Source organism: Allobosea lupini (assembly GCF_900109525.1).
GTDB classification, from domain to species: Bacteria; Pseudomonadota; Alphaproteobacteria; order Rhizobiales; family Beijerinckiaceae; genus Allobosea; species Allobosea lupini.
In genome coordinates, this window is sequence record NZ_FOAN01000004.1 from 40,768 (window position 1) to 53,267 (window position 12,500).

Annotated in this window: 12 protein-coding genes; 9 read left to right on the plus strand and 3 right to left on the minus strand. The window is 67.7% G+C overall.

All coding sequences use genetic code 11. The annotated features are described in order from the left end of the window. Positions 1-72: 72 nt before the first annotated feature. Positions 73-828: a substrate-binding periplasmic protein gene (locus BMZ21_RS12855; RefSeq protein ID WP_091834550.1), complete on the minus strand. Its 756-nt coding sequence runs from the start codon at positions 826-828 to the stop codon at positions 73-75. A 136-nt stretch (positions 829-964) separates the two neighbouring features. Between BMZ21_RS12855 and BMZ21_RS12860 the strand changes: the two genes are divergently transcribed. The 4 genes from BMZ21_RS12860 (at position 965) to BMZ21_RS12875 (ending at position 3,913) form a co-directional block, all read left to right on the plus strand. Further along, positions 965-1,552 (plus strand): helix-turn-helix domain-containing protein, encoded by a 588-nt coding sequence (locus BMZ21_RS12860; protein ID WP_091834554.1) that lies wholly within the window; start codon positions 965-967, stop codon positions 1,550-1,552. A gap of 318 nt (positions 1,553-1,870) precedes the next feature. Further along, positions 1,871-2,743, plus strand: coding sequence for an alpha/beta fold hydrolase (locus BMZ21_RS12865; RefSeq protein WP_244543834.1), 873 nt, complete (start codon positions 1,871-1,873; stop codon positions 2,741-2,743). A gap of 83 nt (positions 2,744-2,826) precedes the next feature. After that, the gene (locus BMZ21_RS12870; protein WP_091834556.1) at positions 2,827-3,216 is read left to right on the plus strand and encodes a c-type cytochrome; all 390 of its coding nucleotides are present in this window, start codon (positions 2,827-2,829) and stop codon (positions 3,214-3,216) included. A 232-nt stretch (positions 3,217-3,448) separates the two neighbouring features. Next, on the plus strand, positions 3,449-3,913 hold the full coding sequence (locus BMZ21_RS12875) for an NUDIX hydrolase (protein WP_091834559.1): 465 nt from the start codon (positions 3,449-3,451) through the stop codon (positions 3,911-3,913). A gap of 9 nt (positions 3,914-3,922) precedes the next feature. Here the strand turns inward: BMZ21_RS12875 and BMZ21_RS12880 are convergent, their stop codons facing one another. Next, a complete protein-coding gene (locus BMZ21_RS12880) occupies positions 3,923-4,663 on the minus strand; it encodes a 2OG-Fe(II) oxygenase (protein WP_208862277.1) in 741 nt (246 codons plus the stop codon). Between the two features lie 184 nt (positions 4,664-4,847). Between BMZ21_RS12880 and BMZ21_RS12885 the strand changes: the two genes are divergently transcribed. Both BMZ21_RS12885 and cueR read left to right on the plus strand, forming a co-directional pair. After that, complete coding sequence (locus BMZ21_RS12885) at positions 4,848-7,388, plus strand: heavy metal translocating P-type ATPase (RefSeq protein ID WP_208862278.1); 2,541 nt, start codon at positions 4,848-4,850, stop codon at positions 7,386-7,388. Continuing rightward, a complete protein-coding gene (cueR, locus tag BMZ21_RS12890) occupies positions 7,385-7,777 on the plus strand; it encodes a Cu(I)-responsive transcriptional regulator (protein WP_091834562.1) in 393 nt (130 codons plus the stop codon). Before BMZ21_RS12885 ends, cueR begins: the two co-directional genes overlap by 4 nt. An 84-nt stretch (positions 7,778-7,861) precedes the next feature. On the opposite strand, the gene BMZ21_RS12895 is transcribed toward cueR, so the two are convergent. After that, entirely contained in the window at positions 7,862-8,143 is a 282-nt protein-coding gene (locus BMZ21_RS12895; RefSeq protein WP_091834565.1) for a hypothetical protein, read from the minus strand. Between the two features lie 202 nt (positions 8,144-8,345). On the opposite strand from BMZ21_RS12895, the gene BMZ21_RS12900 reads away from it, so the two are divergent. The 3 genes from BMZ21_RS12900 to BMZ21_RS12910 all read left to right on the plus strand — a co-directional run bounded on the left by BMZ21_RS12900 (position 8,346) and on the right by BMZ21_RS12910 (position 12,491). Beyond that, positions 8,346-9,764, plus strand: coding sequence for a cytochrome P450 (locus BMZ21_RS12900; protein WP_091834569.1), 1,419 nt, complete (start codon positions 8,346-8,348; stop codon positions 9,762-9,764). A 368-nt stretch (positions 9,765-10,132) separates the two neighbouring features. Beyond that, a complete protein-coding gene (locus BMZ21_RS12905) occupies positions 10,133-10,588 on the plus strand; it encodes a glycine zipper domain-containing protein (protein WP_091834572.1) in 456 nt (151 codons plus the stop codon). Between the two features lie 136 nt (positions 10,589-10,724). Then, entirely contained in the window at positions 10,725-12,491 is a 1,767-nt protein-coding gene (locus tag BMZ21_RS12910; RefSeq protein ID WP_143079702.1) for a hypothetical protein, read from the plus strand. Positions 12,492-12,500 lie beyond the last annotated feature (9 nt).

Genomic DNA, 12,500 nt, shown 5'->3' on the forward strand with positions numbered 1-12,500 from the left:
TGGTCGCGAAGACGCTGCAGGCTTCGCTCCGCCGCCTGGCGGCGGGGCGAAGCCAGAGCGCCGCGGGAAGGCTTATTCCAGGCCCCACTTCGCCAGGATCTTGTCGAGCGTGCCGTCCGCCTTGACCTTGGCGAGGCCAGCATTGACCTTCTTCAGCAACTCGCCGTCGCTCTTGCGCACACCGATGCCGACCGAGCCGGTTATGATCGGCTTGTAGGACTTGACGAGCCGGACGTTCGGGAACTGCCCCTGCTTCAGCGTGTAGGCCATGATCGGCGCGTCGGCGAAAGCGGCCTGGACGCGGCCGGCATTGACGTCGGCGAGGATGTCCGGCGAGGTCTTGTAGAGCTTCACCTCGGGGAACAGGCCGGTCTTCTGCAGCGCATCGACATAGGCCGTGCCGATCTGGGCGCCGACCGTGTAGCCCTTCATGTCGGCGAGCTCGACATAGTCCTTTTTGTCCGAAGCCGGGACCAACAGACCCTCGCCATACGTATAGATCGGGTCGGAGAAGTCGATCACCTCCTTGCGGGCCGGGGTGATGTACATCGCCGCCGAGATCAGATCGATCTTGTTCGCGGTGAGCGAGGCGACCAGCGTCGAGAACTGCATGCCCTCGACCTCGACCTTCAAGTCCGAAGCAGCGGCGATCGCCTTGACCAGGTCGACCATCACGCCTTCGATCGTGTTGGTCTTGGTGTCGAGAAAGGTGAACGGCATGCCGGTCGGCGTCGAGCCGACCTTGAGGACGGACTGGGCGGCGGCCGGCGAAACGGCCGCAGCGGCAGCGCCTCCAGCCAACAGGGTCAGGAAGGTCCGGCGTTCCATGGCAATGTCCCCTCATTTGTCCGTACGCCCGGGCAGGCGCCGGCTCATATTTTCATGAGTATGAAGATACGAGCATAGGACGATCTTGCCGGCAAGCGATTTTCATGCACATGAAATAAGCCGAGAAGGAATCGCGATGAGCCTGCCTGCCGCCGACCTGCCGCATCTGCATGTCGACCGTGAGATCGGGGCGCGGCTGCGCCAGCTCCGGCGTGCGCGCCGGCTTTCGCTGGAAGAGCTTGCGAGCCGCACCGGACTGTCGATCGGCTTCCTCAGCCAGATCGAGCGCGGCCTGTCCTCGCCGACGCTGCGCGTGCTCGCCGCCGTCGCCGACGCGCTCGGCACCGCAATCTCCGAGCTCTTCCCGACCGATCAGCGGCAGGCCGACCCGACGGCCACCATCGTGCGCCAGCCGGACCGCGGCGAACTGCAGCTCTGGCGCTCCGGCATCCGCAAGCAGTTGCTGACCCCGCAGGCGGAAGGCGCCAAGCTCAACCTCTTCATCGTCGAGATGGAGCCCGGCGCCAGCACCGGCGACGAGCACTACATTCATCACGGCGAGGAAGCCGGCCTCGTGCTGAGCGGCGCCATGCTGCTGAATGTCGAGAACGAGAGCTGGGTCATGCGCGAGGGCGACAGCTTCCGTTTCCTCTCCTCCCGGCCGCATCGCTTCGCCAACCAGCACGACGGCATCACCCGCGTGCTCTGGGTCAACTGCCTGTAGCCGCATCACCATGCACAAAACGCATAACAACGCTCTTTCCCGGTAGCCCGATCTGCGTCTAAGCCAATACTGCCATGAACAAAGGCAGCTGGACAACGCTGCCTCCTCGGCACGATCAATCGCATGGGGAAACGCAAGGGAGGTCGGCATGGCAGGGCAAGCCGCCAGCAGGACCGTCCTGTTCGGCACCGTATCCGGTCCGCAGCGGCGGACGACGTCCATGATCCAGATCAAGGCGCCGTTCGCATGCGCGCCGAATGATCCCGCGCTCATCCCTCGACAATCAGCCGGCCTTCCCGCGCAAGAGGACAGATTGCCATGACACCAGCGCGACGGCACCAGAACGACCCTTCCGATGTTGCCCCGACCAACGCAGCCGATGGGGTCGCGGTCACCGGCGAATTCAAGGTGATGCTGCCCGATAGCGCCGTGCTGCGGGCTGTTTCGCAGGGTCAGGGCCGCCCAGTGCTGCTCGTCAGCGGGCTCGCCGGCAGCGCCGCCTTCTGGGACGACAATGCCGCGACGCTCGCCCGCTCCTTCCAGGTCCTGCGCTTCGACCAGCGCGGCATCGGTGCCAGCGATCGCGGCAGTGCGCCCTGCACGATCGACCAGCTGGCGAGAGATTGCCTCGCCGTGCTCGATGCGGCCGGCGTCGAACGCGCCACCGTGCTCGGACACTCGACCGGCGGCTGCATCGGCCTTGCGCTGGCACGCCAGGCGCCGGAGCGGCTCGACGGGCTGATCCTCAGCGGCAGCTGGCTGAAGCAGAACCGCTACATGACCGCGCTGTTCGAGACCCGCCTCGCCATTCTCGATCAGCACCCGCGCGCCTATGCGGCGACCGCCGCGCTGATGGCCTATCCTCCGACCTGGCTCGAGGCGCATTGGAACGTCTACGAGACCGCCGTCGCGACCGCGCCCGACACCCCCGAAGCGAAGCAGGTGGTGCGCGAACGCATCGATGCGCTGCGTGCCTTCGACGCCTCGGCCTGGGCCGGGGAGCTTTCCCCGCCGACCCTGATCCTCGGCACGCGCGACGACATGATCGTGCCCGCCTTCCTGCAGGAGGAGCTCGCCGCCGCCATGCCCGGAGCGCGCAAGACGCTGCTCGATACCGGCGGGCACTTCTTCCCGATCTCCCGGCCCGACGCCTTCACCGCCAACGTCGCCGAGTGGATCGGGGCGCTGTAGCGCACCGCGACGAACTGCCCCTGTATCCAAAGGAGCGGGCTGCGCTATCTCAGAAGGAGTCTAAGCTGAGGAGAGACTGCCCTATGAGACTGATCGCCAGCGCTACCCTGCTCGCCCTTGCCGCGATGGCTGCCTCCCCCGCCCGGGCCCAGGACGTCTCGGCCGGCGAGCGTTCGTGGAACAAGTGCCGGGCCTGCCACCAGGTCGGCGAAGGCGCCAAGAACCTGGTCGGCCCGCAGCTCAACGGGCTGTTCGGGCGCCATACCGGCGCAGTCGAGGGCTACAGCTATTCGACAGCCAACAAGGGTGCCAACATCACCTGGGACGAGGCCGTCTTCGCCGAATACATCAAGGACCCGAAGGCCAAGATCCCCGGCACCAAGATGGTCTTCGCCGGCATCAAGAACGACAAGGAGATCGCCGATCTCACCGCCTTCCTCAAGCAGTTCGACAAAGACGGCAAGAAGCTCTGAGAGACCACGCGAGCCCGGCCGCTCCGGTCTGCGACGGGCGGTGCCGGCTCGAGGCCACCGGCGCCGCCCGTTACGGCGCCGGCATCACCCCGTCCAGGACAGGAAAATACCGGCCCGGCAGAAGCCTCCGCAAAGCCTCGCCGACGGCGCGCTGAGCCTGAAAGCATTGCCGGCTACAAATTTGACTGGCAAGCGCCCCCCCGAATCACCATATGCTGCCGCCGGAGGGCGCATGGGGAAGTCGGCAAGGGCAGCAAAGGCGAGCGTCGGAAAGAAGGCGGGCGAGCCAAAAGTTCAGATCGGTGCGATCCCGTATCGTCACCGGCAGGACGGTGCTGTCGAGATCATGCTGGTGACGACCCGCGAGACGCAGCGCTGGATCGTGCCCAAGGGCTGGCCGATCCGCGGGCTGAAGGGCCATGAGGCGGCGGCGCGCGAAGCCATGGAAGAGGCCGGCCTCATCGGCGAGATCGGCAAGAAGCCCGTCGGCCGCTACACCTACTGGAAACGGCGCACCCGCGACTTCGTCTTGTGCAAGGTCAGGCTCTACCCGCTCGCGGTGAAGGATCAGCTCGCGAGTTGGCCCGAGCAGGACCAGCGGCGGAACCAGTGGTTCACCCAGGCCGATGCGGCCGATCTCGTTGACGAGCCGGCGCTCGGCGCGATCCTCCGGGGCCTAACATTCAAGGCGCCCTGACGGCCTGGTTCAGCGCGCATCGTGGAAGATCAGCCCGGTGGTGTAGCGCTCGCCCGAGCGCACCCGGCTGACACCATGGCGCAGATTGACGCGATAGGTTCCGCGCGTGCCCTGGACCGGCCGGTGCTGCACGGCAAAGATCGCCGCCTCGCCCTGCCTAAGCGGCACCACCTCGGGCCGCGACTGCATACGCGGGCGCTGCTCGACCAGAGTGAACTCGCCGCCGGTGAAATCCTTCCCCGGCTCGGAAAGCAGGATCACCATCTGAAACGGGAAGAACAGGTCGCCATAAAGGTCCTGGTGCAGGCAGTTGTAGTCACCGGCACCATATTTCAGCAGCAGCGGCGTCGGCCGCTCTTGGCCTTGCGCATGACAGAGCGCCAGGAAGTCGTCGAGCGCGTCCGGATAGCGCTGGGCAATGCCGAGCGCCGCATTCCAGCGATTGGCGATCGGCGCGAGCCGGCCGTAGATCAAAGGGCGCAACGCCGCGATCACCTCGGGCAATGGCTGGGCGAAGTACTGGTATTCGCCGCGGCCGAAGCCGCGGCGGGCCATGACGATGCGGCTGCGGAAACGCTGGGCCTCGGCATAGAGTGCGCGTAGCGCAGCGCAGGCGCCGGCATCGAGCAGCGGCCCGGTCAGGCCGACACCGTGCTCGTCGAGCTCGTTCTCGATCCGCGGCCAGTCGAGGGCGGCGGCGACCTCATTCATCGCCAGCCCATGCGTCTTACGGAGTGCCGCCATCGCCATGTTCCGCGTCCTTCACCGGTTCTGCTGGCGATGATGGAACGCGTCGGCAGCGACTTGCGACACCCGGTTTCTGCCTGACAGGAAGCCGACCGAGCCATCGCGGCCATCAGAAAAGCAACCGCTTGACCTTCCCATGATGGGAAGGTGTAGCCATCTTCCAACGAGAGAAGGAAGGTGATGCGTCATGACGATGCATGCGAAGCATGAAGCGCCAGCAAGCGGGCTCAGCGTGATCGATATCCCGGTCGACGGGATGACCTGCGCCTCCTGCGTCGGGCGCGTGGAGAAGGCGATCACCGCGATCCCCGGCGTGAACGGCGCCGAGGTCAACCTGGCGACAGGCAAGGCGCGCGTGACGCTTGCCGGGGCTGACATCGGCGCGGTGGCCGAGGCGATCCGCGGCGCCGGCTACGAGCCGGGCGCGACGACGATCGTGCTGGCGATCTCCGGCATGACCTGCGCCTCCTGCGTCGGCCGGGTCGAGAAGGCGCTGCGTGCCGTGTCGGGCGTCCTGAGCGCCGACGTCAATCTCGCGACCGAACAGGCGACCGTCCGGGCCGCAGACGGCGCCATCACGCCGGCGCTCGTCGCCGCCGTCGCGGCAGCCGGCTACGAGGCCAGGCCGCGCGGCGAGGGACGCAGCGACGATGGCGATGCCGCCGCTACCCGCCGCGAGGCCGAGCGGACCGCCCTGTTCCGCGCCGTCGTCGTCGCGGCCTTGGCGACCCTGCCGCTGCTGGTGCTCGAGATGGGGCCGCATCTGAGCGAGGCCTTCCATCACTGGCTTCACGCCCGCATCGACGCCTTCGTGCTGAAGCTGATCGCCTTCGGCCTCACCACCATCGTGCTGTTCGGGCCGGGCCTGCGCTTCTTCCTGAAGGGCTGGCCGGCGCTGCTGCGGGCTGCACCCGACATGAACGCGCTGGTCATGCTTGGCGCCGGCGCGGCCTATGCCTATTCGGTCGTCGCGACCTTCGCGCCGGACTGGCTGCCCGATGGCACCGACTACACCTATTTCGAGACAGGCGCAGTGATCGTCACATTGATCCTGCTCGGGCGCTGGTTCGAAGCCCGCGCCAAGGGTCGGACCAGCGAGGCGATCAAGCGGCTGGTGCAATTGCAGGCGCGTTCGGCCCGCGTGCTGCGCGACGGCGTCGAGAGCGAGGTCGCGATCGAGCATGTCCGGGTCGGCGATCTCGTGCTGGTGCGGCCGGGCGAGAAGATCCCGGTCGATGGCGAGGTCGTCGAAGGCGCCTCCTATGTCGACGAAGCCATGGTGACCGGCGAGCCGGCTCCCGCTCATAAGAGCGTCGGTTCGGCTGTGATCGGCGGCACGATCAACCGCAACGGCGCGTTGCGCTTTCGGGCGCAGAAGGTCGGCGCCGATACCTTGCTCGCCCAGATCCTGCGCATGGTCGAGCAGGCGCAGGGCGCCAAGCTGCCGATCCAGGCGCTGGTCGACCGCGTCACCAACTGGTTCGTGCCGGCGGTGATTGCCGTCGCCTTGCTGACATTCGCGGCCTGGCTCGCCTTCGGCCCCTCGCCTGCCTTGACCTATGCACTGGTCAACGGTGTGGCGGTGCTGATTGTCGCCTGCCCCTGCGCCATGGGCCTGGCGACCCCGACCTCAATCATGGTCGGCACCGGGCGCGCCGCCGAGCTCGGCATCCTGTTCCGCCAGGGCGCAGCACTGCAGGGCCTGAGCGAGGTTTCGACCATCGCCTTCGACAAGACGGGCACGCTGACCAAGGGCCGGCCCGAGGTGACGCGCTTCGCCCCGGCTGAAGGCTTCGTCGAGGACGAGGCGCTGCGCCTCGCAGCCTCCGCAGAGAGTGCTTCCGAGCATCCCTCCGCCGAGGCGATCGTCGCCGAGGCGAAACGGCGCGGCCTCGAGCTCGCCCCGGCGGTGGACTTCACGGCCGAGCCCGGTCTCGGCATCTCCGCCCGGGTCGAGGGGCGCGAGGTCCTGGTCGGCTCGGCCCGGCTGATGGCGGAGCGCGGCGTCGCCACCGGGATTTTCGCCGAGAAGGCTGCAGCCTCGGCTCGCGACGGCGAAAGCCCGCTCTATGTCGCGGTCGACGGGAGCATCGCCGGCCTTGTCGCCGTGGCCGACCAGGTCAAGCCGGGGAGTTCGGCGGCGATCGCGGCACTCAGGGCGCTCGGCCTGCGCATCGTCATGGTGACCGGCGACAACCGTGCCACCGCCGAGGCGATCGCAACCCGGCTCGGCATCGACGGGGTCGAGGCCGAGGTGCTGCCGACCGACAAAGCGGCGATCGTCGCGCGCCTGCAGGCAGGTGGCGGCAAGGTCGCCTTCGTCGGCGACGGCATCAACGATGCGCCGGCCCTGGCACAGGCCGATATCGGCATCGCCATGGGCGCCGGCACCGACATCGCCATCGAGAGCGCCGATATCGTGCTGATCTCCGGCGACCTGCGTCACGTGCCGGAAGCGATCGGCCTGTCCAAGGCGACGATGACCAATATCCGCCAGAATCTCGGCTGGGCCTTCGGCTACAATGTGCTGCTGATCCCGGTCGCGGCCGGCGCGCTCTATCCGCTCTGGGGCGTGTTGATGTCGCCGGTTTTCGCCAGCTTCGCCATGGCCTTCTCCAGCGTGAGCGTGCTGGCCAACGCACTGAGGCTGCGCCGCTTTTCGGCGCGGCAGGACATCGCCGCAGCGCCGACCCCGGACCCGGCTTCAGCTTACGGGAGGATGGGATGAACATCGGACAAGCAGCCGAAGCCTCCGGCGTCAGCGCCAAGATGATCCGCTATTACGAGCAGATCGGACTGATCGAGCCGCCGGCGCGCTCGCAATCTGGCTACCGCGTCTATGCCGAGCCGAACGTCCATACGCTGCGCTTCGTGCGCCGTGCCCGCAGCCTCGGCTTCTCGGTCGAGGAGACCGCGGCGCTGCTGGCGCTCTGGCGCGACCGCTCGCGGGCGAGCGCCGACGTCAAGACGCTGGCGCTGAAGCATGTCGCCGAGCTCGAGGAGAAGGCGGCCGCCCTGCAGGCGATGGCGGCGACGCTGCGTCATCTCGCCAGCCATTGCCATGGCGACAAGCGGCCGGACTGCCCGATCCTCGATACGATCGGCTCGCCGAACTGAGACGCCGCAAAGCAAAATGCCGGAAGCCTTTCCAGGCCCCCGGCATTCGCCGATACGGGAAGAACGTGTCGTCGGCAGCGCCGCTCAGCGCCGCATCGCCTCGGCGAGGCGCGGCGAGAAGGTGCGGGTCGGCCGGCGGACGACCACGACGGACCGGTTCGGCGTCATCACCGTGGTGCGGTGCGCGGCCTTGCGGATCAGCGGCACGACCTCGGCGACGGTAACGCCCATCAGCTGGGCGGCGAGCTCGGCCTGCTGCTCCGGCGAATCGCTCATGCACTGCGCCGCCGTCACCGCCTCTTCGAGGGTCGGCAGCTCTTTGCGCGGGCGCAGGATGCGCGGCGGGGGATTCTTGTATTCGGGCATCTCGATGGCTCCTTGGATGCCTAAAATAGCACTTATTGTGCACTGCACAAGATTACCTGGATTATTCTCTGCATTGCAACAATCGCAGATCGGACTGGCACGGGGCTTGCGCCTTCGGAAAGCCTGAAACCGGCAGGAGATTGTCCGCCCCAGAGCCGGTTCCGATCGGCCAGCTCGACTCGTCTGCATAAGGAGAGATCTCATGAGCGCAGCCGATGCGGCCATGCCGGCCGCGCAGACCCGTCGACGCCGGCCGCCCGCCCCCGTGCCGGAAGAGCGCGAGTTCGGCCGGCTCGAATTGCTGCTGCGCCTACGCCGCAACCCGCTGACGATCTGGCGCACGCGCCATTTCCGCGAGCCGATCGTCGCCGGCGAAGGCCTCTTCGGCTACGGCGTCGTCATCTCCGATCCGGACGCCGTCCGGCATGTCCTGGTCGAGAACGCAGCGAACTACCGCAAGGACGACCTGCAGCGCGCCGTCCTCGCCCCTGGTCTCGGCGAAGGATTGCTGACGGCGGAGGGCGAGGCCTGGAAGCGGGCGCGGCGGACGCTGGCGCCGCTGTTCACGCCGCGCAGGGTCGCGGCGCTGGCCGAACGCATGACGGCGCCGACCGAGCGGACCGTCATGCGCATGGCGCGCCGGCGCAGCGGCCGCATCGTCGACATATCCGCCGATATGACCCGCGTCACCTACGACATCCTCGCCGAGACGATGTTCTCGAACGCGATCGCCGGCGGCGCCGATGCCTTCGGCAAGGCCCTGACCCGTTATTTCGAGACGCAGGGGCGGATCGACCCGCTCGACGTGCTCGGCGCACCCTCCTGGCTGCCGCGGATCGGCCGCTGGATGGCGCGCCCGGCGATCTCGTTCTTCGAGGCGCAGGTCAAGGCGATCATCGCCGAGCGGCAGGCGCTGCATGCCGGTGGGAGCTGGCATCCGGAGAAGCCGGACCTGCTGGACGCCCTCCTCGCCGCCCGCGATCCCGAGACCGGGACGGGCCTCAGCAACGCAGAGGTCGGCGCCAACATCGTCACCTTCATCGGCGCCGGCCATGAGACGACCGCCAACGCCCTGACCTGGTCGCTCTATCTCACATCGCTCGCACCGGATGTGCGCGACGCGCTGGAGGCAGAGATCGACGCCGCCGGCGAGGATCTCGCCGCTGCCGCCCTGACGGGGGAGCGGCTGGCGCTCACCCGCGCCGTGATCGAGGAGGCGATGCGGCTCTACCCGCCGGTGCCGTCGCTGTCGCGCACGGCGCTGGCCGACGACATGGCCGGCGCGTGCGTCATCCCCAAAGGTGCGCTGGTGGTGATCTCGCCCTATCTGCTGCACCGGCACGAGACGCTCTGGCAGGCTCCGGAGCAGTTCCGGCCAGAGCGCTTCCTGCCTGGCGCCCGCGAAGGCATCTCGCGCTATGCCTATCTGCCCTTCGGCGCCGGCCCGCGGGTGTGCATCGGCCAGCAATTCGCCATGATCGAGGCGGTGATCGTCCTGGCCACGCTGCTGCGGCGGCTGCGCTTCGTGTATGCAGGAGCGGAGGCACCGATGCCGGTCCAGCGTATCACGCTGCGTCCGGGGCGAGGCATGCCGATGCGCATCACCGCGCGGCGGGGATAACAACGGCCGCAGCCGACCGCGGCGAATTAACCACAGGAGCCGGAAAAGCGCTAAAGATGAACCCGATGTTTTTAAAGATGTCGCGCCGGTGGCGTTGGGTGCGGCGCAACAGCCGCAATGCGAAGCACCGCGGAGCCCTGTCATTCTTGGCTCTTCGACCCATGACTGGACCGCGAACAATTTAGAACTTGGCAGAATCGTGACAAAGTGCGGCGGCTCTTGCCCAGAAAAGGCCAATATGGAAGAGATGCCAGGTGTGGTGCCGCGTGGTCCTGTCCGGTTCTGCGAAACCGGCTCTGCCGGGGGCAAGGGCTACCAGATTGCTGGCACCATCAATTTTGGACGCAACTTTTTACTGGGGTGACGTAATGCATGCCAAGACCTTGAAGGCCGGAACCATCCTCGTCGCGGGCGCGCTCGCGCTCGGCGGCTGCACGGGATCCCAGGAACGCGTCGCGGCCGGTGGCGCGCTCGGCGCCGGCGCTGGCGCCCTGATCGGCGGCGCGGCCGGTGGCTGGCGCGGCGCGGCGATCGGCGCCCTGATCGGCGGCGTCGCCGGTCTCGTCATCGCCGACGCGATCGAGAAGGAGCGCGCCCGCGAGGCCGCCTACATCGCTGCGCGCTCGGGCGGCTCGAACGTCCAGAGCTTCCGCAACTCGAGCGGCCAGGCCGTGACGGTCCGCGCCCGCACCGTGCGCACCTACAACAACAGCCAGGGCCAGCGCATCCGCGTCGTCGAGCGCAGCGTGACCCGTGAGGGCAAGGCCGCCGGTACCGACACGGTCGAGGTCAACCTGGCGACGAACGAAGCGTCCGGCATCTGAGCCGCGGCGAAACGAGAACCGGTCCTCCCTCGCCTGCGAGGGAGGACCCCATGAGTATCGAACCGAGATGACTGCGCGAGCGCTGAGAAAACGAGCCCTTTGCCTGACGGTTGCCTGCCTCGTGGCGGCGGCGCCGATGGGGGCTACGGCGCAGACGCAGATGATGGCGGGCTTCGATCCGTACAACCCGTTCGGCTCGGCCGCCCAGATCCTCTGGCAGCGCATCCAGCAGCAATGCCCACAGCTCAAGCTGCCGGTCACCATCGGCATCGCCTCGCGGCCCGCGACACGCGACGCCTTCACGACCGACCAGGGCAACAACATCATGCAGCAGATCCGGGCTGCATTCTCGAACATCCCGGGCATCACGATGGCGCCCTGGCTCGACATCGACCCGATCAAGGGCATCGTCGACACTGGCGTCCTCGACAATCCGCTGGCCGGCGACAACAAGGAACAGCTCAGCAAGATCCAGCTCGAGGTCCGGGCTTCCGGCTACAAGGCCGGCGCGGCGACGCGCTTCAACCTGTCGGCGCATGGCTGGAACGGCTATGAGAGCTGCTCGCCGAGCCTCGACCCGTTCCCTGTCTCCCAGGACTTCATCGGCGAGGAATACAGCTCGACCGACGAGCTCTTCAACAAGGTCGCCGCCGGGGTCTGGGCGGCTTCGGTCGACACCGGCAATCCGATGACCTTGTCGGTCAGGATGCTGAGCGGGCTGCCGGTCAGCCCCGGCTGGCAGGAGTTCTTCTCCGACAAGCTGCGGCGTGCGCTGAGCAAGCAGAACGCCGAGGAGAAGGAAACCAAGATCCGGGCCGAGCGCCACGTTTCCCTAGTCATCGCACACGACCCGGCAAGCGCCGAGGACAAGCGCTGGGAGGGCATGGTCACGGTCGATCCGCGCCCGCTCGGCTACCGCATCTCGGTCAGCGTCAATCGCCGGAACACGACGCCGGTCTCCGAGGATGGGCTGGTCGCGCTCGACGAGTTGCCGACGATGCAGCAATGGGCAGCGCTCGGTCCGGAAACCCAGACGCCCCGGCTTGACCAGACGCCGATGCGGGTCAATGCCCGGATCGAGGGCGGCCGCGCCCTGCAACAGTATCCGTTCCTGGTCGCGCAGGAATCCTATGTCGAGGTCGACATCCCGACCGCCAGCGTCCGCGGACCGCACCCGGCCGTGCCCGTCGACGTGCTCGGCCGCAACAACGCCGTGTTGAAGACCATCCACATCGTCAATCCGAGCCGGCCGAACCTGCGGCGCTACAAGCTAGGCCCTGGCGAATACACGATCCGGGTCGCCAGCGCCGGTCCCGTCGCGCAGGACTTCCAGCTGCGTGCGCGCGCCATCGACACCAGGGACATGCTGATGCCGGAGGCGCCCGGCCGGCTGCTGCGGCGGTTCCAGGACTGGTATGCCAGCGTCTCCGAGGACCCGCGCACCGGCCAGCGCACCTGCTATGCCTATACGGCCGCGCAGGAAGCCGGGCCGCGCTACTGGCGTGAGCAGGCCCCGTTCATCCTGCTGCAGGCGAGCAGCGCCGGCGTCGGCAACGGCGATCTCCAGCACCTGATCGAGGACAAGCGCTATTACAAGCCGAACACGCCGTTCGAAGCGGTGATCCGGGAAGGTGGTGGCATGGTGCGCCGGCTCAACGCTGTCCCGACCGCCGCGGGCAATTTCATCCGCCCGACGAAGCAGGGCTCGAACGGCCAGCCTATCCTCGATATGGATGCCGTCGCCGGCTACAACAGAGGCACCACGCTCGAGATCCAGGGTACGGCGACCGATGGCCGGCCGGCGCATGTGATCTACTCGCTGCAGGGCTACCGCGCCGCCGTCAACGCCATGTCGCTGGAATGCGGCCGTCGCGACCTCGCCAACGCGCTCGTCTGGAAGTAGTCGCCAGCC

Bases quoted from the DNA above. Each gene is read 5' to 3' on its own strand.
- BMZ21_RS12855 (WP_091834550.1), bottom strand. From the start codon at position 828: ATGGAACGCCGGACCTTCCTGACCCTGTTGGCTGGAGGCGCTGCCGCT.
- BMZ21_RS12860 (WP_091834554.1), top strand. From the start codon at position 965: ATGAGCCTGCCTGCCGCCGACCTGCCGCATCTGCATGTCGACCGTGAG.
- BMZ21_RS12865 (WP_244543834.1), top strand. From the start codon at position 1,871: ATGACACCAGCGCGACGGCACCAGAACGACCCTTCCGATGTTGCCCCG.
- BMZ21_RS12870 (WP_091834556.1), top strand. From the start codon at position 2,827: ATGAGACTGATCGCCAGCGCTACCCTGCTCGCCCTTGCCGCGATGGCT.
- BMZ21_RS12875 (WP_091834559.1), top strand. From the start codon at position 3,449: ATGGGGAAGTCGGCAAGGGCAGCAAAGGCGAGCGTCGGAAAGAAGGCG.
- BMZ21_RS12880 (WP_208862277.1), bottom strand. From the start codon at position 4,663: ATGGCGATGGCGGCACTCCGTAAGACGCATGGGCTGGCGATGAATGAG.
- BMZ21_RS12885 (WP_208862278.1), top strand. From the start codon at position 4,848: ATGACGATGCATGCGAAGCATGAAGCGCCAGCAAGCGGGCTCAGCGTG.
- cueR (WP_091834562.1), top strand. From the start codon at position 7,385: ATGAACATCGGACAAGCAGCCGAAGCCTCCGGCGTCAGCGCCAAGATG.
- BMZ21_RS12895 (WP_091834565.1), bottom strand. From the start codon at position 8,143: ATGCCCGAATACAAGAATCCCCCGCCGCGCATCCTGCGCCCGCGCAAA.
- BMZ21_RS12900 (WP_091834569.1), top strand. From the start codon at position 8,346: ATGAGCGCAGCCGATGCGGCCATGCCGGCCGCGCAGACCCGTCGACGC.
- BMZ21_RS12905 (WP_091834572.1), top strand. From the start codon at position 10,133: ATGCATGCCAAGACCTTGAAGGCCGGAACCATCCTCGTCGCGGGCGCG.
- BMZ21_RS12910 (WP_143079702.1), top strand. From the start codon at position 10,725: ATGGGGGCTACGGCGCAGACGCAGATGATGGCGGGCTTCGATCCGTAC.